This is a genomic window from Gordonibacter massiliensis (ex Traore et al. 2017), from assembly GCF_019731765.1.
GTDB classification, from domain to species: domain Bacteria; phylum Actinomycetota; class Coriobacteriia; order Coriobacteriales; family Eggerthellaceae; genus Gordonibacter; species Gordonibacter massiliensis.
The window spans coordinates 285,211-306,095 of sequence record NZ_JAASIO010000004.1 but is presented as its reverse complement, the minus strand read 5'-3'; the positions used below and the strand labels follow the sequence as shown (position 1 = coordinate 306,095).

At 57.7% G+C, this 20,885-nt stretch carries 18 protein-coding genes; 2 read left to right on the top strand and 16 right to left on the bottom strand.

Annotation, left to right across the window (positions count from 1 at the left end; all coding sequences use genetic code 11):
* Window positions 1–53: 53 nt before the first annotated feature.
* The 3 genes from HCH03_RS07325 to murI all read right to left on the bottom strand — a co-directional run bounded on the left by HCH03_RS07325 (window position 54) and on the right by murI (window position 5,860).
* Window positions 54–4,178: a hypothetical protein gene (locus HCH03_RS07325; RefSeq protein ID WP_221688964.1), complete on the bottom strand. Its 4,125-nt coding sequence runs from the start codon at window positions 4,176–4,178 to the stop codon at window positions 54–56.
* Window positions 4,179–4,269: 91 nt separating this feature from the next.
* A complete protein-coding gene (gene rdgB / locus HCH03_RS07320) occupies window positions 4,270–4,872 on the bottom strand; it encodes an RdgB/HAM1 family non-canonical purine NTP pyrophosphatase (protein WP_221688963.1) in 603 nt (200 codons plus the stop codon).
* A gap of 55 nt (window positions 4,873–4,927) precedes the next feature.
* Complete coding sequence (murI, locus tag HCH03_RS07315) at window positions 4,928–5,860, bottom strand: glutamate racemase (RefSeq protein ID WP_221688962.1); 933 nt, start codon at window positions 5,858–5,860, stop codon at window positions 4,928–4,930.
* A 120-nt stretch (window positions 5,861–5,980) separates the two neighbouring features.
* Between murI and HCH03_RS07310 the strand changes: the two genes are divergently transcribed.
* Window positions 5,981–6,595, top strand: coding sequence for a flavodoxin family protein (locus HCH03_RS07310; protein ID WP_221688961.1), 615 nt, complete (start codon window positions 5,981–5,983; stop codon window positions 6,593–6,595).
* Between the two features lie 279 nt (window positions 6,596–6,874).
* Here HCH03_RS07310 and HCH03_RS07305 read toward each other — a convergent pair whose 3' ends face one another.
* Window positions 6,875–7,435, bottom strand: coding sequence for a VanZ family protein (locus tag HCH03_RS07305; protein WP_221688960.1), 561 nt, complete (start codon window positions 7,433–7,435; stop codon window positions 6,875–6,877).
* Window positions 7,436–7,491: 56 nt separating this feature from the next.
* Complete coding sequence (locus HCH03_RS16365) at window positions 7,492–7,665, bottom strand: helix-turn-helix domain-containing protein (protein ID WP_281421094.1); 174 nt, start codon at window positions 7,663–7,665, stop codon at window positions 7,492–7,494.
* 251 nt (window positions 7,666–7,916) lie between these two features.
* On the opposite strand from HCH03_RS16365, the gene HCH03_RS07295 reads away from it, so the two are divergent.
* Complete coding sequence (locus HCH03_RS07295; RefSeq protein ID WP_246599817.1) at window positions 7,917–8,075, top strand: hypothetical protein; 159 nt, start codon at window positions 7,917–7,919, stop codon at window positions 8,073–8,075.
* A gap of 270 nt (window positions 8,076–8,345) precedes the next feature.
* On the opposite strand, the gene HCH03_RS07290 is transcribed toward HCH03_RS07295, so the two are convergent.
* From HCH03_RS07290 to HCH03_RS07240, 11 genes are read right to left on the bottom strand one after another with little or no spacing between them, the layout of a single operon-like run.
* Window positions 8,346–9,716, bottom strand: a complete 1,371-nt coding sequence (locus HCH03_RS07290) for an MATE family efflux transporter (protein WP_221688958.1) — start codon at window positions 9,714–9,716, stop codon at window positions 8,346–8,348.
* Between the two features lie 3 nt (window positions 9,717–9,719).
* A complete protein-coding gene (locus HCH03_RS07285) occupies window positions 9,720–10,781 on the bottom strand; it encodes a glycosyltransferase (protein ID WP_221688957.1) in 1,062 nt (353 codons plus the stop codon).
* On the bottom strand, window positions 10,778–11,872 hold the full coding sequence (locus HCH03_RS07280) for a glycosyltransferase family 2 protein (protein ID WP_221688956.1): 1,095 nt from the start codon (window positions 11,870–11,872) through the stop codon (window positions 10,778–10,780). Before HCH03_RS07280 ends, HCH03_RS07285 begins: the two co-directional genes overlap by 4 nt.
* Complete coding sequence (locus HCH03_RS07275; RefSeq protein WP_221688955.1) at window positions 11,832–13,004, bottom strand: hypothetical protein; 1,173 nt, start codon at window positions 13,002–13,004, stop codon at window positions 11,832–11,834. Before HCH03_RS07275 ends, HCH03_RS07280 begins: the two co-directional genes overlap by 41 nt.
* A gap of 58 nt (window positions 13,005–13,062) precedes the next feature.
* Window positions 13,063–14,274 carry a Coenzyme F420 hydrogenase/dehydrogenase, beta subunit C-terminal domain gene (locus tag HCH03_RS07270; protein ID WP_221688954.1) on the bottom strand — a complete coding sequence of 404 codons (1,212 nt, stop codon included), beginning with the start codon at window positions 14,272–14,274 and terminating at the stop codon, window positions 13,063–13,065.
* A complete protein-coding gene (locus tag HCH03_RS07265) occupies window positions 14,271–15,494 on the bottom strand; it encodes a polysaccharide pyruvyl transferase family protein (protein WP_221688953.1) in 1,224 nt (407 codons plus the stop codon). The genes HCH03_RS07270 and HCH03_RS07265 overlap by 4 nt, the downstream gene beginning before the upstream one ends.
* On the bottom strand, window positions 15,491–16,429 hold the full coding sequence (locus HCH03_RS07260) for a GDP-L-fucose synthase family protein (protein WP_221688952.1): 939 nt from the start codon (window positions 16,427–16,429) through the stop codon (window positions 15,491–15,493). The genes HCH03_RS07265 and HCH03_RS07260 overlap by 4 nt, the downstream gene beginning before the upstream one ends.
* Before the next feature lie 4 nt (window positions 16,430–16,433).
* Window positions 16,434–17,627 carry a DegT/DnrJ/EryC1/StrS family aminotransferase gene (locus HCH03_RS07255; protein ID WP_221688951.1) on the bottom strand — a complete coding sequence of 398 codons (1,194 nt, stop codon included), beginning with the start codon at window positions 17,625–17,627 and terminating at the stop codon, window positions 16,434–16,436.
* On the bottom strand, window positions 17,624–18,670 hold the full coding sequence (gene gmd, locus HCH03_RS07250; protein WP_221688950.1) for a GDP-mannose 4,6-dehydratase: 1,047 nt from the start codon (window positions 18,668–18,670) through the stop codon (window positions 17,624–17,626). The genes HCH03_RS07255 and gmd overlap by 4 nt, the downstream gene beginning before the upstream one ends.
* Window positions 18,667–20,040, bottom strand: coding sequence for a sugar phosphate nucleotidyltransferase (locus HCH03_RS07245; protein ID WP_221688949.1), 1,374 nt, complete (start codon window positions 20,038–20,040; stop codon window positions 18,667–18,669). Before HCH03_RS07245 ends, gmd begins: the two co-directional genes overlap by 4 nt.
* Complete coding sequence (locus HCH03_RS07240) at window positions 20,037–20,852, bottom strand: glycosyltransferase (RefSeq protein WP_221688948.1); 816 nt, start codon at window positions 20,850–20,852, stop codon at window positions 20,037–20,039. The genes HCH03_RS07245 and HCH03_RS07240 overlap by 4 nt, the downstream gene beginning before the upstream one ends.
* Window positions 20,853–20,885 lie beyond the last annotated feature (33 nt).

Genomic DNA, 20,885 nt, shown 5'->3' with positions numbered 1-20,885 from the left:
CATCCCGATGTCGGCAGTCAACGGAATGCGCAGGCCCGAACCTTCCTCCCTCCCTATGCGACGACGAGCCTCATGCCGGCCAGGTTGGAAGCCTTGGCGTAATCGTCCAGAAGCTTTTTCTTCTCCAAGTAGAACTGCGACGGTGCCGGAAGCCGCTCGATAAAAGGCCTGCCCACGTTCGCAACGTACTTTTCCGACGTGGACGGCTCGTGCTTCTTGGGCAGGAACAGCAGGAAAACCTGGCAGATAATGCTCACCACCACGCACACCCCGCCAATCGCGGAAACCAGAGGACAGGCGAGGCCGACGAGCTCGATGAGGGCCACCCCGAACAACACGGTGTTCGCCACGGCGTCGATAACTGCGAACGCGCGGCGTGCCGGCGTGTCGCTCTCCCACCCGTCGATGACGTCGACTATGGAAAGGTACGCGAACACGGCCGAAAGCCCCACGTTCAACAGCTTCAGGAAGGCTCTCGTCAGCTTGAAGCCCTTGACCTTCACGATGTTGTCCACGGTGTCGTCGAACACAAGATCACCGCCGCCGTCCGCGAAACGCCTCATGGGCGGCAGGCCCCTCTCCGCGTACTCGAGCGCCTGCAGCACGTCCTCGACGGTCATATCGCTCGCCTTCACGATTTTGTGCAAGCTGTAGAGCGAATACACGTCCGCCGCGCCGCCCAAGGTCTCCAAAACGGTGGCGATGATGTTCGTCAGCTCCTTGCCGTTCAAAGACTCCGGCGTCGAGTATATGAGCGCGACGATGGACGCCGCGCTCAGCAGGCCCATGAACACGACGACCTTGGCAGTGCCGCTCGTGTTCATCCAACGGAACCATTGGTCCTCTCCCAGCTGCGTGGCCATCAAACCGGCCTTGATGGTGGAGGCCGAGCCTTCGATGTAGTCGTCGCGGCTCATGCCTTCGGCCTCTTGGCGCACCTCGGCGGCCAGCGCGTCGGGAAGCTGCGAGCCGCAGTAGCTCGAACCCTTGAAGGCGGCGTCGTACAGCTGCCCCGCCAAATCGCGTGCGGCGGGCATGAAATCGTCGGGCGCGAGGTGGCTGGGCAGCGAGCTGAACATGCGCGCCGCGCAGGTCGCTTGACAGTCGAAGATCGCCGACTCGTACGCGGCGGCATAGGACACCGTGCGCTCGCCCACCTGCACCTGCGAAGCGGCGTCCAGCACGTCGAGCATGTTGGACACGTGCTTCACGTCGCCATTCGCCTGATCTTCCAAGCTGCAGAGCAAACCGCGGTTGTTCTTGTTCTCTTCGCGCAGGCCGTACGCGTAGAGCTCCGCACCCCAGTTGCGAGACGAGTCGTTCGCGTACTTGGCAAGATCGGGAATGCAGGTTCGGTAGTGCATGACGTTGAGCTTCGACATGATGGCGCCGTAATCGGCCGAAGCCCCCAACGTGGCCGGGTCGTCGTCGCCGTTGAGGTAGTAGTCGAGCTTCTCGGATGCCTGGGGAATGGAGGCGAACAGATCTTTAAGGTACTCGTCGTCCCACGCTTGAAGCGAGTTGCAGGTATAGCCAACCGCGAAATCGTCCTTCAGGAAATCGCCGTGCCCGTCGGCCAGGGCGCCCTCCTCCGGGCTCAGCTCCCCGCCCTTTCCCACGGTGGGGCGGGTGCGGCCGAATATCTCCAGAACGGCATCGTCGGCCCGGTAGTACATCATGTTCATGAGCGAGGCGAAGCTGTTCTGGTGGATGGCCGACAGCGACTCGGGCGCCGGCAGGCTGTACAGCTCCTCGACGCACAGCCCGAGCGCGCTCACGAGGTCCTCCTCCTGCCGGGCCTCGAGCAGGGGCTTGGGCAGGCCGTACAGACGGTGCGCGAGCGGCGGCTCCGCGCAACCCTGGCAGGTGATGGCCGCGTCGAAGCGCTCGAGGTCGTCGTCCTCTATCAGCTCGGCGGTTATGCCGTGGGTCTCGCCCAGGCGGCCGTCCTCGCAGGCGGTCATGAACAGGGCGTCGAACAGCAAATAGACGTGGTTCGGCAGGGGCACGCGCGCGCAACCTAGCAGCTGGGTGCCGAGCACCGGGATGTTCACGTCGATGCAGCGGCGATGCGTCACGGTTCCCGACGAGCTTGCGAGCGTCCTCGTGCCGATGGAGCAGGTGCACCCCGCAGCGCGCGCGTAAGAGCCGGTGTCGGGATCGAGCAGGTACAGAACGACCGCCGGAGCCGAAGCCGCTCGCTCGGCGTCCTCGATGTGCTCGATGGCCAGCTTGCCGACAAGCTCGCCGTTCGCCCGAAGGGCGAACTGATCGTCGTTGAAGGCCGTGAACCGGCGCACGGTGCCGTTCTCCATGAGCGCGCCCTTCGCCATGAGGCCGTCGTGCACCAGATTCAACACGCCCGCCCCGGGTTGCCCGTCAGACGACGACGGCAGCGAGAAGAACACGCGGCGCCCCTGCCGCTCCATGTCGAGGGGTTCCGCGTCCCGAGACCCGAACAGGCGGTTTCGATATAGCGACAGGCCGTCCGCCACGGAGGGCGACGGAGACGAGCATGCCGGCCCGTCGTCGAACACGACGCGCCGGAAGCGCAGGCGAGGCGCCTCGCCGTCCTCCAGCAGGCCGTTTTCCGCCACCTTGAGCTCGGGGATGGGGTTGGCGACCATCTGCTCGAGATAGGCCACCGTGGTGTCCCCCACGATGCGGCGCAATGCGTCGTCTGCGGCGAGCCGCTTGAGGATGCCCCGGCGCTCCTCGCGGTTGAACAGGTACGACAAACGCTCCTCGGCGCTCGCCACGGTGAGCGCGGGGTAGTTGAGCAGGCAGGCGTACCCGTTCGCATGGTAGGAGTTGTACCCTTCCTTGAAATGCAAGTCGTAGCTGACGACGCCCTCCACGTGCTCGGTTCGGATGCGGCGCACCACCTCGGTGGAATAGACGACGGTCCCGTCCGCGTCGAGGCGAGCGCGGTTGACCACATCGCCCACGCGCAGAAGCGACACCGGGGCGTCGGGCGAGATCATGCGCGCCGTATCGGGGTCAAGGCACTTGAAGCCGTCCTGCGTGAGGATGGGGTGCTCGAAAGAGAGGAAGGGCTCGTCGTCGTTGACGGCGTAGAAGTCCGTGACAGTGTCGTTGCGCACGAGCTCCGCCGACGTGAAGCTCACCGCGCCGCCCACGCTGTAGACCGGCGTGCCCTCGGCGATGTCCTCGATGGGAACCAAGACGTTCGGGGCCACCATGATGAGCGTGCCGGCCTTGACGCAGCCCCCGTGGTGCTCGCTCGTGGTGTTGTTCGGGTTCGTGTTGACGAAGTAGTCCGACGAGTTGCTGGACAGCCAGCTTTTCATATCCTCACCGATGTAGGTGGTGGTCGTGCCGCCGGAATAGGGGATGATGGGACCGTACTCGTTGTAGTACGTCTCATGGGGCACGCTGTCCGGCGAGGACGTCGTCCTCACGCTCACCATGGCGAGGCGCACGGACGGTTGCAGGGTCTTGTATTCCGCTCCCTCGGTCTTGAAAGCCGCCGCAATGCCGGCAAGCCAGTCGTATTCGTCGTAGCCGGCGACGAACGAATAGTAGGGGTTCTTTGTGGCGTCGAGAAGTTTGAGCCGCAGCTTCTGGATCTCGGCATCGGCGGCGTACCACGTTTCTAACAGCAGCATGAGCAGCTTGACCGGCACAACGACCGAACCGGAAGGAGCCGCCCCCACCAAAGCGCCCAGCAACCGGTCGTCGACCAAGCATTCCTTGAGCTCGGCGGTGAAGCCGTCGCGGGCGATGAGCTGCTGGCACGTCACCGTCGCACCCGACGCCAGCGGATCGTCCCACGTCACCTCTTTCAGCAGGTGCTGCACGGCGAGCGCGTTGCCCACCTCCTGCCCGTGGGCGGCGAACCACGCATCCAGCTCCGTGTTGCCGTTGAGCTTGTTGAAGCAGTCCCCGTAGATGGTCCCAGCCGTGTGCGAGGCGCAGTAGGCCACCATGAGCAGGGAGAAGTCCTGCAGCGCGTCACGCACCGATGGAACCGCGAGATCGTCGTAGAGATTCGCCGCCTCGTCCGAAGAGAAGAGCGCCGTCTTCGTGAGCACGCCCCCATGCACGACGGCGGCGTGCAGGTAGGCGGTGAGCGAGGAGGTGGGCGTGGAGGTGACGCTGTTGAGCATGTCCACGAACGTGCTGATGCTCGTGGCGTTGGCGGTTCCATCGGGCATAGGGCGCACCCCTTTCGGTTGGGGATTTCGTTGCCCTAATTATATCTCCTTATATCATGTTATGCGCTTGCGCACTCTCGGACGGTCGCAATCAGACGATCGAGACCAGCTTGTCCTTGAGCGCGCGCAGGGCGTTGCCGCGGTGCGACACGGCGTTCTTCTCGTCCTGGCTCACCTCGGCGAGCGTGCGGTCGCCTCCGAACACGTCGGGCAGGAACAGCGGGTCGTAGCCGAAGCCCTCGCTCCCCCGCGCCTCGCGGCCGACACGGCCCTCGATGGTGCCGCGCGCAACGGTCTCGGAGCCGTCCTCGTCGACGAACACGAGCGTGCTCACGAAGCGCGCCGCGCGCTCGGCGTCAGGCGCGTTGGCGAGCGCCTCCAGCAGCTTGGCGTTGTTCGCGGCGTCGTCGCACGGCTCGCCGGCGTAGCGCGCCGAATGCACGCCGGGCGCGCCGTCGAGCGCGTCCACTTCCAAACCGGAATCGTCGGCCAACGCCGCGAGCCCGCCAGACGCCTCGTGCGCCGCGCGGGCCTTGATGCGCGCGTTGCCCTCAAACGTGTCGGCGTCCTCCGCCGGATCCGACTCGATGCCCAGCTCCCGCAGCGTGCGGAACTCCCAGCCGGGGAAATCGAGCGCCGTGGCTATCTCGGAAACCTTGTGCGCGTTGTTCGTGGCCAACACCACCGTTTTCATGCAGGTCTTCCCTTCCCTCGATACGTTCTGCCAGCGGGCCTGCGCCGCGCCGTTCTCAAACCAAGTCGACGTGCGCCACCGTGTCGATGGGCTCGCGGAACACACGGCTGCCGAAGCTGCGGAACTCCTCCACGTCGTCGCCCGTCGTGAAGAACTCGTAGCGCGCCTCGTGACCGTCGCGCGCGTAGGCGCCGCGACGCCCGAGGATCTCGGCCACGTCGCGCGCGGCCTCCGTCGATGACGATATGAGCTCCACCTCGCGCCCCATGACGCCGCCGATGAGCGCTTTGAGCAACGGAAAGTGCGTGCAGCCCAACACGAGCGTGTCCACGCCCGCGCGACGCAGCGGCTCCAGGTACTCGCGGGCGATCTCCTCGAACGCCGGGCGGATGTAGACCTTCGAGGCGAGCGACGTGTAGTTCTCCAGCGGGCCCTCCGCCATGCGGATGCCCTGCTCGGCTATCTCCACGAAGCGCGGCGTGGCCGTGGAGAACACGGTGATGCCCGCATCGAGGTGGCGGATGGCCGACGTGTAGGCGTTCGACTCCACCGTGCCCTTCGTGGCGATGACGCCAACGCGGTTGTTCCTCGTGGCCATGGCAGCCGCCCGCGCGCCCGGCTCCACCACACCGATAACCGGCACGGGGAACGTCCGCTGCGCATGCGCGAGACCGGCCGCCGTGGCGGTGTTGCAGGCGATGACGATCATCTTCACGCCGCGATCCACCAGCCAGCCGCCGATCTGCTGCACGAAGCCGTCGACCTCCTGCAGCGTGCGCGGGCCGTAGGGACAGCGCGCCGAGTCGCCCAGGTAAACGATGGATTCGCTCGGGAGCGCCTTCGCCAGTTCGCGCGCCACCGTGAGGCCGCCGAAGCCCGAGTCGAACACGCCGATGGGCGCGTCGTCGAAGGTGCGCGAGGCGCTTGCCGGGGGTTCTTGCGCCGGTTTCGCTTCCGGCGGGAGGGGGTTTGTCTGCGTGTCGTCCATACGGCCAGTATAGCGTATGGATCTGGTCGTTGTTTACAATCGGTGTCGGGCTGCCATAGCATCTGCTAATCTGAAATACAAGAGGAACAGAAGCGTCAAAGACGAGAGGATGGCATGCCCATGAAGGTTCTGCTGATCAACGGAAGTCCGAACGAGGAACGCTGCACGCACACCGCGCTCGCCGAGGTGGCGGCCGCGCTCGAGGCCGAGGGCGTCGAAACCGAGATGGCCTGGATAGGCCGCGATCCCGTTCGCGGATGCATCGGCTGCGGCGGCTGCGCCAAGCGCGGCGACGCCCGCTGCATCTTCGACGACGACGTGGTGAATGGTCTTATCGAGAAGGCGGAGGCCGCCGACGGCATCGTGGTGGGAACGCCCGTGTACTACGCCGGCGCGAACGGGGCGCTACTGGCCGTGCTCGACCGCATGTTCTACGCCGCCTCGGCCAACCTGCGCTTCAAGCCCGCAGCGGCCGTGGCCTCCGCTCGCCGCGCGGGCACGACGCCGGCCATCGACCAGGTGAACAAGTACTTCCAGATCAACTGCATGCCCGTTGTGTCGTCGAACTACTGGCCCATGGTGCACGGCAAGAGCGCCGAGGACGTGCGGCAGGACGAAGAGGGCCTGCAGATCATGCGCGTGCTGGGCCGGAACATGGCCTGGCTGCTGAAGGCCACGGCCAACGTGCCCGCCCCCGACGTGGAACCGAAGGTGATGACGAACTTCATCAGGTAGAGGGGCTTGCGAAGCCCGTGCGCGAACCGCTGGAATCCGGACGAAAGGCAAGGTCGATCCTATTGCGCGCGGGCTGTGCGCCTCGCATCATATGAATCACCGGCGGTGCCCAGGACGGCGTGCTTCGAGGCTTCGCCATCCAGGTCGGGCGGCGCAGGTAACCGGGAGGTCGGGATTATTTCCCGGCCTTTGCTGTTTCAGCTTCTCCTTGGACCCCTCCCCGCTTCGTACGCGTCCCTTATGCGCAAAGCGTTGCTGGCGGTGCAATGCGGGCATGCGCTAGTCGCGATCGCGCAGATGCCGACCTGGTGGAGGCGCCGACAGTCGTCGCCGCACCATCCTGCATGCTCCCCCGACGGCGAAGACGATGGCGACGGCGGCAACGTAGCCGAACGCGTCGAAGAGCAGGTCCTGCACGTCGAATTCGCGCCCAGGAACGAAAAGCTTGTGCGTCTGATCGAACAGGGAGCATGCGGCGCCGAACGCCAGCGACCCGATCGCAAGAGGGGCAAGCCGCCTCGATCTCCCGAAAACCGCAAGCGACGTAAGACTCGAGAACAACCCAACCGCGAAGAACTCGGCCGTATGCGCCCAACGCCTCACGCCAGCCGCTTGCAGCCAGACGAACGCGCCGCTGAGCGCATCGGAGCCGATGCGGGCCACCGCCGCCTCGAGCGAGGCGACTCCGTCGGCAATGAAGCGGACAGCCAGCCCGGACAAAGACGAGGTTTGCTCAGGTGTTTGCTCGGTCAGCAAGAATATGGCGACCAGCGTCGCTCCGAGCCCGACAACGCAGACCGATTTCAGAACGAAACTTAATGCGGGCTTTCGGACCGCCATCGCCTACACCCGACGCCCTTCGCGCGGCGCACGGATCCGCAAAAACAGCGAGCGCATCAATCCGGAACGTATTCCATGATGTCGCCCGGCTGCACGTCGAACCGCTCGCAGATGCGCAAGATGGTGTCCGTAGTGACGGACTCGCCTTTGGAGAGCTTGGCAAGCGTCGTCGAAGACAAACCGACTTCCGCTTTGAGGTCAGTCTTTTTATAGCCCCTTCGAGCAAGCATATCGAAAAGCTTGTAGTAGCGAATGGATGCCAACAGACCACCCTCCAATCAGATTACGAACAAATTATGCCAGATCGAAGGCGAAAGAAGGCGATATCCATATTGCTACTTCATTTTCGTTTGAATATACGATATAATATCTGAATATTCAGACTATAAATATTAAAATTTAGATTATGATAAGGATTTTCATGTTTCGTCGAAAGCCACAGATTGACACCCCGCTCGAAGCCTTTGACGAAATCCGCGATGTGCAAATGACGCTCTCGGGAGCGTCCGCACTTACTTTGGCTCTAGCCCAAAGCGACGCGGCCGAACCGGAAGCCATCAGGCTCATATCCTGCTTGCTGGACTACTGCTCCCTCACCGTCGAAAGCGCCTGCGAGCTCATTTGCAGCGAGCAGCAGTAAAGCTGCCTAGCTCGGTGAATGTTCCCTCACGAATTTCATTCTGCAATTGCGAGCCATCCCACCACCGCCTTACCAACGAGCGCCTGGTGTTTGCTTCTGTCGATGAAAAGGCATGCGACTGGCCTCATGCCTTTTCCTCCGGCCCGGTACGCACTTGCCCTGAAAAGAGCGAAAGAAATTTTCGAATCGAGATGACTGATTCGATAACGAGCGCACGAAGATGATACATTGAAAGCAAACGGCTCTAAAAGCATATCGAGAGGTGCAGCATTACGATTTGAACCCGGAATGATACATGCGGCTTTTTTTGAGACGTATTTTGATGTAGACGGGTTGCGCGACGCAAATGGGCACAAGAGAAATGCAGTTCGCGAGCACTACACCGATCCACGATCCTGTCGCGTCAGTCAAAAACCATGCGAGAGGAATGTTCAGCAAGGCGCCCGTCGTCATTAAAAAAAGCTGCGGCTTAAGCCAACCAAGGCCATCTGCAATGTAGCAATTCGCGTTATTCCACATCACCAACCCCGTCGAAACGGCGAATGCAAGCGCATAACTCAAAACCATGTGGATCGAATCTGACCCCAGCCATATATCGACGATTGCCTGCAATAGAGGAATCATTAGCAGCATCACCGCGAACATCACAAGCGTAAGAAGCAAAACCGCATTATGGGCTTTATCCACCCATGCATAATTGCCTTGTGCCATTTTCTGCGTTACCGCAGACCAAAGTGGCGTGTACACCAAAAGGGCCACTGTGCTGAACAGCGAGAACACGCGAAAATATACTTGATACTCAACGACATCACTTGCCCCCGACAACCATGCAATCAGAAACTCGTTGGTAAAGCCAAGCACCAAGGAAGCGATCTGCAAGAGCAGGAAAACCGCGCCAAGCGACAGAACGCTTTTCGCATACGATGCGCTCACGTATCGAAAACTCGGACGTGCCTTTCGCAACCGATTCCCGAAAACAACGATCGAAGCAACAAGCAAGGGCGCATTGTTGGCGATCGCGCTTACGACCGAAAGGCTTATCAGCTTGAAATCAAGACCGCCTTCGGGATTCGATACCACATAGACCAAGATAGCAACGTTCGATATCAGAGCCATAACATTTGGCATGGCGGACTTTTGCATTGCATAGAGCACCGAAGATATGAGCTTCAGCACAAACTGCAGCAGCACGCCGACGAACACGATCTGAACGCTGACGTAAAGCGTCGTCTGGTCAACCGCTTGTTGAGAAATACCGAAGACGACGCTCCAAGGAACAATAGGAAGAAAGAAGAAACTTCCTGCGCACAGCAGGCAAGCGCATCCCCCGATCAGCGCATACGCCGACGAAATGTAACGCTTCGACTCTGCTGCGCTTCCCTTTTCAAGGGAGAAGGCCAGCTTGTTTCTCAGTCCGTTTCCAATCCCCAAATCAAAGAAGAACATCCAGTTGAGAACAGCAAGAAGCGTGTACCAAACTCCAAGGGCGGCTTGATCGTTAAAATAGCGAATGTAAGCGGGGAGCGCAAAGAAAACGACGAGCGCGGCCGCTCCCTTCACCAACAACATCCCGCTGATATTGCCAAGCAACGCTCTATTATTTTTCGCAATAGCAACCGCTTTGCCGAACATATCTTTCATACGCTAGAGCGATTCGTACAAATCGAGCATATTCCGTCTAAAGTTTGAAACGGTCAATCGATTTCTATAGGCATTCGCCACCTCATCGTATTCGAATTTGCTCACCAAAGCCCTATTGATGGCGTTGGCAAGACTTGCTATGTCTTCAGTCTCGAAAACATAGCCTAGATGGTTATCGGTAATAACAGTACCTAAGCTTCCGTGATCTGGCCCGATAATACCTTTTTTTGCCGCAACCCCTAAAGCCAAGGGCCCGCTTATTCCGTTGTGCGTCTTTCGGTAAGGCAAAGCTAGATAGTCCGCAGACCACACGGCAGAAACCAACTCATTCTCAGACAGGTGCGAGAGATGCAGATAGACTGAATCTTCATATGAGTCGGATAGCTCGCGGATAAGTGCCTCACTCACCCCGGTTTCTTGACCGGCAATCAAAAGATTAAAGGGCATGTCAACCCGCTGAAGCGCCCTGAGCAAAATGTCGATCCCCTTGTTCATGCGAGTAGCCCCGAGGCAAGCAATCGTCAGTTTGCCCTTATCGAGCCCCCATCCGATGTCGTTGAATACGTTTTCTCTGTCGGCAGCTTCGATCTCGAATGATGGGTAGTCGACAATTTTGACCGAAGTGTCGGAGATGTATCTAAAGTGAGTTGCCAGAAACCGAGCATGCACTAAAGCAACATCGAGACCATTTAAATTCCTCGTCAAGCTTGCTTCCCTTATAAAAGAGTGCTGGACGTTGTGAAACGTGCCCATCGTTGCCTGTGTAAACAGCTCCAACCCAACACCAAAAAAGGGGCGCAAAGCATCCGCATTAACGAAATGAATTATGTCGGCGTTGATTTTTACAGCAGTGTCATGTATCTCGCGAAGCCACATACCATAACGCAAAAAGTTTCGATGGACAGGCGCCCACCTCGATTCAAAAACTTCGATCTCCGAAATCTCAAAACCCTTGGGGGCAAGCGCCGCAAGATGAATGGTGTCAGAATCAATACCCGCAATCCCCCGCATATAGGAAAGATGATGCCCGACTGCACTGTCGTCAACCAAAAGAACGGTCTTCATTCCACATAGCCCTTCATGACACGTACGAGCAACTTGCTTGCTTTGTTTCCCGTTTTCAAGACAATTCGCCGCTTCCCGTACGTGCTTTTGGCAAGCTCAAACAAACCAGCTGCATCGCAATCGTTCAGCAGACGAGCGATTGAGTCTACGAGATCGTCCCCACTGCCTAATCGGGCCAAAACGCGGTGCGCAACGCGAGAAACGCGCTCATCGTCAACCAAAGTCTGATAGAACTCGACCATGTCCCGCTTCGTGAGGAACGAACAATTCTGATATCTTTTAAGCGCGATTGCCAAAAGATAAGAATCGAATTCCGCGTTGAGTTTTTCGCCGGAAACGGGCACTTTGTCCGCAAAAATCCTATTTAACTTATCCCGATAGAGAAACAAATCGTCTATCAAGCGCTCATTGCTTGACGTAACACCGCCAAGACGGTAGCAATAAAGACGATCGGGGATATCGACGATCGTCTCGGCGCTTTCGTAAAGGAACGCGTTGAGCAGCATATCTTCGCCCCGACGCAAGCCGTTGTTTCTTGCCTCCAGTGGCGCGGCAAGAACGAGACCCCTTTCGTAAAGCGATGCCCAGAGACTGCTCGAAAACGGGTATCTATGTGGATTGTAAAATCGAGCATAATCCTCGTAGCGCCACTCATCTCGCCGCACGACCGTATCGCGCGACACGAAAGATCGATGCATTTCTACAGGAATTCCCGGAGCCACAACCTTGTCGTACCCCGCCTTCACGATGCAAACATCGTGTTCTTGCGCCTTTTCGACAAGCCGCTCGATAGCATGCGGACGATACCAATCGTCTGCGTCGCAGAACGCCACAAACGATCCTTTCGATTCTTCAATGCCAAGGTTTCGCGCGTGCATGACATCGGCTTCGCCCGTAGAGTAAACCGCGACCTTCGACGATTGGCGCCCAAGTCGCAAGCACATCTGATAGCTTTCATCTTGCGAACCGTTTTCGACCAGAACGATCTGCAAGCGTTCATACGTCTGCGACAGCAACGAGCGAACGCATTGCCCCAACGTGTCTACGGAGTTATGAACTGGAACGATTACTGAAACCAACGGACGAGCCATACGGACTCCGCTTCCCTTCCTTCTTTTCTTGCCCTGTCAAGCCCGAAAGAGTTCCCCTTCGACCTATGGAAACAACCAAGAGCATCACGGGCAAGCAAGCTGTTTCATGCCTTACCCACGAACCGAAATCAGGCTCAAACGTTGCCGAGGCGAGCACGAAGGCAAAATACAAAGCAAGCACCAGATGCGATTCTCGGTCGCAGCGCTTCACGTGAAGCAAAGCGCGAACCGCAAAAAAGCTGATGCCAAGTTGATAGACGGCAAATACGGCATAATAGGGACCTTTCAAAAACAACTCCACGGGAAACAAAAGCCTCGTCGTATTAACCACCCAATTCGCCACAAACAAGTAAGGCGGGGACGACGAGGTGACGTCGATAAGCGAAGCGATGCCCGAAGCAGCCATCATGACCGTGTATTCCTCCCGGTCCACACCATGCTTTCCCACGATTGCCGCGTAGTTTTCTGGGGAGGCAAGATAAAGGACGGTCGAAAAAGCAAGCATTCCAAGAATGGCCACGACAACGAACATCGTTACTCTAGCGCGCGTATTCCGCGCTTTAGAGCAAGCGTGCCCCAGCGCAAAATACAGTCCCACCAAAAACACCGCCACGATGAGGTAATACTGTCGCCACCAAAAAAATTCGAGAGCGAACAGTACCGCGCAACTTATCAGCTTCCCTCGAACCGAAAGGCGCGACGCGATTATGAAAAAGGCTCCTAGAAAAACGAGGAACTGCAAAAAATCTTTGTTCAGCATGAAGATGTACACGCCGCAGAGCGCAACAGCTGCAAGAACAAGGCCGGCCTCTATAAGGGTATAGTTCTCCTTGCTGGTAAAAAACGACAGCAGAACAAGAAGAATGGCTCCTCCGACAAACGCGATCAGGATGTCCCACGCTCCTAAAGTGGTTAGGTCGAGCGGAAGAGCATACGCTAAGGCAGCGTAGACTTTTGACGGAAAATCCAACGTCAACCACGTGTCGAACGAATGGCACCCCTGAATATCAAACATGATGAGATATCCGACCCGCCCATTCGTAACGGAATCGGGCCTCACGAGATATCCGACGACAAACAGCAAGATCGCCAATCCCACAACGAGTTTCGACCAATCGTTCGTCCGCCCCAAATGAGCCTCCTTGCAGCACTCCCCGACAAGACGGACGGTCTTTTGATGCGCGCTCAATTTAAGAGCGCCTTCCCAAGATCCCTTTTGCAATCCTTTTGGCGCCGTCGTATATTCCCAATCGCTCGCAGCCCAAGCGAGTCCATCGCTCTAGCTTGATCACCGCCGTATCGGGAAACCACTTCTCGAAAAGCTCATAGCCGCCGAGAGCTCGCACGTCTGCGGCAAACGACTGCCATTGCTCAGGCTTTGAAACAGAGCAGGTCATCTCGCGAACGCCATCGACCGCCCTATCGGCATCGATCTCTACGACTTTAGCCCGCGTCCGAGCAGAATCCACCAGAGCTTGGCCCTTTTCGCTCTGCACAAGCACGCGGGTCACTCCTTTGTTATCGTTCAATTCTGGTAAGAACTTACCTACGTCGAAGCAATCCCACAGCGTCACATCGCTCACCCTATAACGCTTTTTGAAAGGGCAGGCGTAGCATATCTCTCGATCCGACAAGTTGTTGAAAAAGGCGCGCAAGTACGGATCGCTTTCGACTCCCGCAGAATAAAATGGCTGTTCAACACCTTTTTCGAAGGCGCATATGCTAGAGTAGCGATATCCGAATCTCGCTTTGTCTCGAAATCTCACTTGTGAGGCTTCCACCCCAAAGCAAGCCGCTAGCCACTCCAAGTACGCCGTGAAAACAGGGCGGCGCGGGGCGGCGTGGCATACGACGTCTGCCACGCCGAGGTTGGGGTACGCCTTTCCAAGGAAAGCGACCAAACCTTCGGCCTGACACGGCGTACCGCTGAAAAGAACCTCCCTGCCTTCGTCAAGCTGCGTTTTGACTTCGCGAAACATGAGCCCGATCATGCTCTGAACGTACTTGCTGTTGCGAAAAGCAGCCAGATCCTGCTTTCGCTCGACGCCGAAATGCGAGACTACCGGCGTGCCGTCACGATAGCCTGCGCCGTACACGATTCCGCCCGCGTCAAGCATCACCTCGGCCAGCGCCGTAAACGCTCCGCCCGACGTGCTTTGCAGCACAATATCCGCATCGCGATGCTGCACGAGGAACGCCCTCTGGGCATGCGGTTTTTCCACCACGGGGGCAAGTACCGGACACGCGCGCTCGCACATCCCGCATTCAACGCAAAGCTCGACGTCAACGACCGGATACTCGCATCCGTCTTCGTCGAATTCGAGAGCAATGCAGTTTTTCGGGCACGCATTCGCGCAGGCGGCGCACCCACTGCAACGGGCTTTATTCTTAATCTCGATCATGATTCCGCGTCTCGACTTTCGTCATTCGCCGCGCTATCGTTACCGACGCCGAGAGCCTTTCTCAGATAGGATTCCGACCCTCGGCGATAGGCGTCTATCCGCCTATTAACTTCGACGAAATCTATCCCATGATCGCAAGCAGCCTCAAACGCCTCCCTCGTCTCGCATAAACGATCCATTAGGCCAAGCTCATGCAGCAAAGTATCGAGTCGCGAATTCGTCGACTGCTGCCCGACGTTTTCATGCCGCCGGAAGGTGAAGAACGGTCGATTGAACAGCGAGGCGAACACCGTCCCATGAAATGAATCCGTGCAAACGTACTTCGCCCCTGCTAAAAGGCCGATCCATGCATCGGGCCCGGCATCGTAGGGGTACACGTCGGCGTAACGGTCATCGTATTTCACATATTCATCAAGATGCGCCATCGCGACAATCGGACAGCCACACGAGAGGGCCAGCTTCTCGGCGCACTCTCGATTCCAGAGGTTTTTACCCAGAAAGTAACAAAAGATATAGCCCCCTTCCGGGCGCGGGTAATCCCTATCGGCAACCTTGTTCCATTCGTCGCGCGTCATCAGCATAGTCGGATCGCACACAACGGCAGAAGATCTTCCAGTCGCCTCCTTGACGAGTTGCGCCCCCGTTGTCTCGCGCACCGAAAGCGAATCGAACGAGGAAAGGAAGCCCCCTACACGCTCGAGCTCCTTCTCCGACAGAGACGACACGCCGAAACTTGTCGCGTAGGAAATCTTCTTCGTGGGAGGCTCGACAAAGGAGAGCGTGAAGTAGTTCCCGGAAATGTTGACCGGAAGCCAAAGCTGATCGCTACCTACCACAACATCGTCGAATTGCCGGCAGTAGTCGGTTAGGTCCTCGAAACTATTCACCTTGCGTGAGAAAGCAAAGCGATCTGCAACGAATCGGTCGAAAGCCGCACCGCGTTCTTTCATCTTAGCGCCGAAATCCCGATTGGCCTTCTGCCTGATGCGATGGAGCGCAAATCCGAGTTTCGCTTTGTAGAGGGAAAGATCGGCCGCGTGCTCCCGATAGTAGCTTCTCCGACCTTGGGCGATAGCGCCTGACAGTCCAGACTTGTCCAAGGTCAGAACTTCGCAGCCGAGCCGATCGATGACGTGGTGCGTTGCGTACGCCTGCAAGACGCTACCGTAGTTCTTTTTGTCGTAGCACGAAGCCACGGCGACTTTGGGGGAACCCGTCATTCGAGACAGCCCTCCCGTTCGAGATAATCCCCATACGCAAGACGGAGTCCGTCCTCAAGACCGATCGAGCACGTCCACCCCAAAGCCTCCAACTTGGAAACATCGAGCAGTCTCCTAGCCATGCCTTCGGGCATCGAGGCGTCGAACTCAATCTCGCCTTTAAATCCAACTATTCGGGCAATAAGCTGAGCGAGTTCCGCTATCGTGACGTCTCTTCCGCTTCCCACGTTTACGAAACCAGAAGCGTCGTAGCGATCCATGAGGAAAAGGCAGGCGTCGGATAAATCGTCAACGTACATGAATTCCCGGTAGGCTTTCCCCGAACCCCATACCGACACCTTCGAAGCACCCGATGCTTTCGCTTCGTGAAACTTTCTTATAAGCCCCGCCACCACATGCGATGAAACCACATCATATTTATCTCCTTGTCCATACACGTTGCAGGGCATCACGCTAATAAAACGCGCATCGCATCCCTCGTGAAGATACTCGCAGTATTTCAACCCGATTATCTTCGCGAGAGCATATCCCTCATCAGTCCCTTCCAACGGTCCTGCAAGCAGGTTCACCTCCTTCAACGGCTGCGAGGCCGACTTCGAATAAACGCACGAGGAACCCACGAAGAGCAGTTTAGACACTCCTGTTTGATAAGCGGCATGAATCACGTTGAGAGCGATCATGGCGTTGTCGTATAAAAAACCTGCCGGATCTGCAGAATGAGAGGCAATTCCACCAACCCTCGCTGCGGCAAGAAATACGTAGTCGGGACGCTCCCGTTCAAAGAATCGATCGACCTCGCTCTGGTTCCGAAGATCGAGTTCGGCAGACGTTCTGACGATCACCTTGTCGTAACCGTTTTCATAAAGCCTTCGCACGATGGACGATCCGACCATGCCCCGATGCCCCGCAACGTAAATCTTCGAGTCCTTATCCATGCGACTACCTCTTTCCAAGATAATCAGCGAACACTTCGATCTGACGATCGATATCCTCGTGCGTCAACCCGTGATGGCAGCCGACATAGAATCCGTTGGCGTTGATGTACCAGGCAACGGGGTAGTCTTTCTCTTTATCGCCGAACAGTTCTTTGTAAATCGGCTGATTGAGCAATGGCAGCATGGGCCGTGTTTCGATGTTGCGAGACTCAAGAAATCGAACGAAATCGTCCCTCTCCAATCCGGACTTTTCCTTGATGAGAACAGGAAACATCATGTAGGTGTGCTCCATATCCGGCGCATGACGCGGAAGCTGAACCAAATGCTCGAACGGCTCAAGGCCCCGAATCAGGTGCTCGGCATTGCGCTTGCGCGCTTCCATGATTTCATCGGAACGCTCGAGTTGCGCGAGGCCAAGGGCACCCTCCAATTCGCCCACGCGATAACTATAGCCAAGGCGGACGAACATGAACCTTCGATCTATGTCCGTCTGCATTCGTTTAGGGCAGACCTGCTCCCCATCCGAGGCAATGCAGCGTTCGCACGTGCATGCCCTGCCATGCGCGACGAGCGATCGCAGTATCTCGGCCAAGCGAGGATCGCTTGTGCACATGATCCCGCCAACACCTGTTGTTATCGTATGGGCGACATAGGTGCTGCAGGCCATGATGTCGGAGAAACTTCCGACCGTCTTTCCCTTGATGGAGGCAAAGTGGGACTCCGCGCAATCTTCGATGATTCTCAAGTCGTGCTTCTTGGCGATCGAGACGATACGATCCATGTCGCATGGCAACCCAAAACAATGGACGGGGATTATGCATTTGGTATGCTCCCCGATGCACTGCTCGATCTTTTCAACGTCCATGTTGTACGTCGTCATGTCAACATCGACGAAAACCGGTTTCATGCCTGCGTGCAACACGGCATTGGGCGTGGCGATAAACGTGATCGCGGGAACGAGCACTTCGGTTTCAGAGTCCCAGCCTTCAACTTCTTTCAAGGCCTCCAACGCAAGATGGAGGGCTCCCGTGCCGCTGTTGCACATCACGCCATACGATTGCCCGTGCATTTCCGCGAAGCGCTTTTCGAACTGCGCGACGTACTTTCCTTGCGATAGCCGTTGAGAATCGAGCGCGTCAAGCACGTACCGTTTCTCCAGGTCGGTGACAGAAGCGTATCCAACGCCGTTCTTCTTCATCGCACCGCGCCTTCGACTTCCTTTTCGGCCAACTTTAAATCGTGCTCCACCATGAGTCGAACCAGATCTTCAAAGGGCGTTTTCGTGGGAGTCCACCCTAAAAGCCGCTTCGCTTTCGCGGGGTCGCCCCAAAGGTTCACCACATCGGTGGGTCGAAAGAAATCAGAAGACACCTCGACGAGGATTCTGCCGGTTTTCGCGTCGGCGCCCTTCTCGTCAACGCCCTCGCCAGACCACTCCAACTCTATTCCGGCGTAATGAAACGCCAAGGTTGCGAACTCCCGGACAGAGTGCTGCTCTCCGGTGGCAATGACGAAATCTCCCGGTTCGTCGTGCTGCAGCATCAGCCACATGCACTCGACGTAGTCCTTTGCATAACCCCAATCTCGCAGGCTGTCGAGGTTTCCCAGAAAAAGGCGGTCTTGCAATCCTTGCGCGATACGTGACGCCGCCAACGAGATTTTTCGCGTCACGAACGTTTCACCGCGCCGCTCCGATTCGTGATTGAAAAGTATTCCGTTTGAAGCGAACATTCCATATGCCTCACGATATTCGCGCGTGATCCAATATCCGTATTGCTTGGCTACGGCATAGGGACTATAAGGATGAAAGGGAGTTTCCTCGTTCTGAGGAGCTTCTTGCACGTTTCCATACAGCTCCGATGTTGACGCTTGGTAAATACGGCACGAACCCTCCAAACCGCATAGGCGAATCGCTTCCAAAATACGCAGAGCGCCGATGGCATCAGAATCGGCCGTATATTCTGGAACATCGAACGAAACCTGCACATGGCTCTGCGCGGCGAGGTTGTACACCTCATCGGGTCTGATCGCCTTTATTGCCTTGATAAGCGATATCGAATCTGTCATATCACCGTAATGCAGAACAAACTCTGGGTGCATTCTCAGGTGCTCGATTCTTTCACGATAATCGACCGAGCTTCGTCGCACGAGCCCATGCACTTCGTACCCTTTGGCCAGCAGCAGTTCCGCAAGGTAGCTACCATCCTGCCCGGTAACTCCCGTTATAAACGCTCGTTTCATCCGTTTCCTCCGACTCTTGCATCAACATCGTTCCACCAATAACCGAATCGCTCTATGTCTTCCTCCACGAGGACGTCGCCCATTTGCACTTCAACGATGCGCATCTCGACGCAAGCTCGCACAGCATGCACGCAGCCCGGCGCTATCGAGATCATCGAGCCGGGTTCTACGGTTTGAACATTCCCATCAAGCACTACCTCGCCCTCACCTGAAACAACCGTCCAAACCTCGGAGCGTTGGGCGTGTCTCTGGTAAGAAAGCTGCTTGCCGGGTTCTACCACGAGCTCCTTGGTGAGAGACTTACGCCCATCGGGATAAACGCTCGAATCGAGCACGCGATACTCGCCCCAACGGCGTCGCTCGTACATGGGGCGCGAAACAGCAGCTTGGGCCACAAGTGGCTTAAGGCGTGCACTCGCCTCCTTGCTCGATACGAGGATGCCGTCGGGCGTAGCCACAACCACCGCGTTCGCAAGGCCCGCTATCACCATAGGCAACCCTGTTTCGTTCACCACATGGACATTGCTGCAGGCATCGTCAACGACGACGCGCCCCGCGCGCTCGTCAGCCATCTCTTCGGCGAGCGTGTTCCACGTGCCAAGGTCTTTCCATGCGCCTGCGTAGGGCACAACGGCAACCGAGGGAGCCTTCTCAACCACCGCGTAGTCGAAGCTGGTCTTAGGGAGATCGGAGTAGTGCATCATCACCTCGCCAAAACTATCCGCATTGACGTAGCCGCGCAGGATTTCGATGAGGTATCCCAGTTCAAACGCAAACACGCCGCAGTTCCATAGAGCGCCTTTTGCAAGAAGCGTTATAGCCTCTGCTTCAGAAGGCTTCTCCTTAAAGAATTCGACGGGCCAGACGGCGCCCTCGCGCGCATGCGGAATGATGTAGCCGTACTTCTCAGAGGGATACGTCGGTTTCACCCCCATGAGCACGAGTCGAGCGCTACGCGCGCGAACCGCCGCATCCAAGTCGCCCACGCGGTTGTAGTAAGCTTGGTCGGTGTAGGTGTCGATAGGCATCACGACCACCGTGTCGCCCTCGTTCGCTCCTTGCTCGAAAGCGAGGTGCGCGCAAGCGAGCATTACGGCAGGCGCGGTGTCGCGACGTTCAGGTTCAAGCACGATAGAATAGGACCCCTCGACCTGCGCCTCGATACTACCCTGCTGCGAAGCGCAGGCCGCAATCGTCACGTCGATAGCAGCCGGCACCTTACTGATGCGAGAGATAGTGCGCTGCACCATTGACACATGGTTTCCCTCGTCGTCGCGCAGCACCTTGAGGAACTGCTTTGAGCGCGCTCCGTTGGAGAGCGGCCAGAGACGCGTGCCAGAACCCCCTGAAAGCAGTACGAGGTGAATCATCTGCACTCCTTCGGCGTCGCAGCACGCGACCTTGCCGTCAAGTCCGCATAACGACCTGCAAGCTTTTCGGCGGCGCAAACGATTTCATAGTCCGAGAAGTTCTCGGACTGCACGGGAATCCGACTGCCAGGTTCTATGGCACTTATCGCATTTGCCCACACGGAGGGGTCGTCGATAGGCAGAAACTCGACTCCTCCCGTGACATCCACCTCACGAGTGATCGCATCGGATAGGAAACACGGCACGCCAGCTCTCTGGGCCTCGACACCGACGAGGCACAGGTCGGCGCGCGCTTGCGCGCGCACCTCCGCGTTGAAGGAGAACCTGTCAAGTTCTATCGCGTTGTAGAGCACGTCGAACTTGGCATCTTTGCCGAACAGCCATTCGCCGGCATACCGAGAGCATGCCATACGATGTGTCGGGTAGCGGTTTGCCTGCGTGCGCAACAGGTACTTGAGTGCGTTTTTAACGTGTTCGCCCTTGCCTGCCGTCGAATGCGAATGCGCTATGCGCACAGGAACGCCCGCGCGGGCAGCCGCGCGCAGAGGAAACACCGACAGCGTGTTGATGTGCGAATGAACGATAGGCCACCCCTCTTGGGCGAAGATGGCCTCGATATGCCTCATATAGGCGTGCAGATGCTGGTAGGGCGGCACTTCAAACACACGGCCTCCGAGCATTTCTATTTCCTCGCGCGGAACGAATATAGAGTCCGAATCCACAAGGAAGTCGAACTGAACCCGGTTTTTGTCAATATGGCGGTAGTAGTTCATCACGACAGCCTCTACACCGCCTCCGAGCATCTTGCCCATAACGTGAGCTATGCGGACGGGTCCACTCGAACG

What these genes read in the sequence shown, in the direction of transcription:
- HCH03_RS07325 (WP_221688964.1), bottom strand. Translation starts at nt 4,178, where the DNA reads ATGCCCGATGGAACCGCCAACGCCACGAGCATCAGCACGTTCGTGGAC.
- rdgB (WP_221688963.1), bottom strand. Translation starts at nt 4,872, where the DNA reads ATGAAAACGGTGGTGTTGGCCACGAACAACGCGCACAAGGTTTCCGAG.
- murI (WP_221688962.1), bottom strand. Translation starts at nt 5,860, where the DNA reads ATGGACGACACGCAGACAAACCCCCTCCCGCCGGAAGCGAAACCGGCG.
- HCH03_RS07310 (WP_221688961.1), top strand. Translation starts at nt 5,981, where the DNA reads ATGAAGGTTCTGCTGATCAACGGAAGTCCGAACGAGGAACGCTGCACG.
- HCH03_RS07305 (WP_221688960.1), bottom strand. Translation starts at nt 7,435, where the DNA reads ATGGCGGTCCGAAAGCCCGCATTAAGTTTCGTTCTGAAATCGGTCTGC.
- HCH03_RS16365 (WP_281421094.1), bottom strand. Translation starts at nt 7,665, where the DNA reads ATGCTTGCTCGAAGGGGCTATAAAAAGACTGACCTCAAAGCGGAAGTC.
- HCH03_RS07290 (WP_221688958.1), bottom strand. Translation starts at nt 9,716, where the DNA reads ATGAAAGATATGTTCGGCAAAGCGGTTGCTATTGCGAAAAATAATAGA.
- HCH03_RS07285 (WP_221688957.1), bottom strand. Translation starts at nt 10,781, where the DNA reads ATGAAGACCGTTCTTTTGGTTGACGACAGTGCAGTCGGGCATCATCTT.
- HCH03_RS07280 (WP_221688956.1), bottom strand. Translation starts at nt 11,872, where the DNA reads ATGGCTCGTCCGTTGGTTTCAGTAATCGTTCCAGTTCATAACTCCGTA.
- HCH03_RS07270 (WP_221688954.1), bottom strand. Translation starts at nt 14,274, where the DNA reads ATGATCGAGATTAAGAATAAAGCCCGTTGCAGTGGGTGCGCCGCCTGC.
- HCH03_RS07265 (WP_221688953.1), bottom strand. Translation starts at nt 15,494, where the DNA reads ATGACGGGTTCCCCCAAAGTCGCCGTGGCTTCGTGCTACGACAAAAAG.
- HCH03_RS07260 (WP_221688952.1), bottom strand. Translation starts at nt 16,429, where the DNA reads ATGGATAAGGACTCGAAGATTTACGTTGCGGGGCATCGGGGCATGGTC.
- HCH03_RS07255 (WP_221688951.1), bottom strand. Translation starts at nt 17,627, where the DNA reads ATGAAGAAGAACGGCGTTGGATACGCTTCTGTCACCGACCTGGAGAAA.
- gmd (WP_221688950.1), bottom strand. Translation starts at nt 18,670, where the DNA reads ATGAAACGAGCGTTTATAACGGGAGTTACCGGGCAGGATGGTAGCTAC.
- HCH03_RS07245 (WP_221688949.1), bottom strand. Translation starts at nt 20,040, where the DNA reads ATGATTCACCTCGTACTGCTTTCAGGGGGTTCTGGCACGCGTCTCTGG.
- HCH03_RS07240 (WP_221688948.1), bottom strand. Translation starts at nt 20,852, where the DNA reads ATGGGCAAGATGCTCGGAGGCGGTGTAGAGGCTGTCGTGATGAACTAC.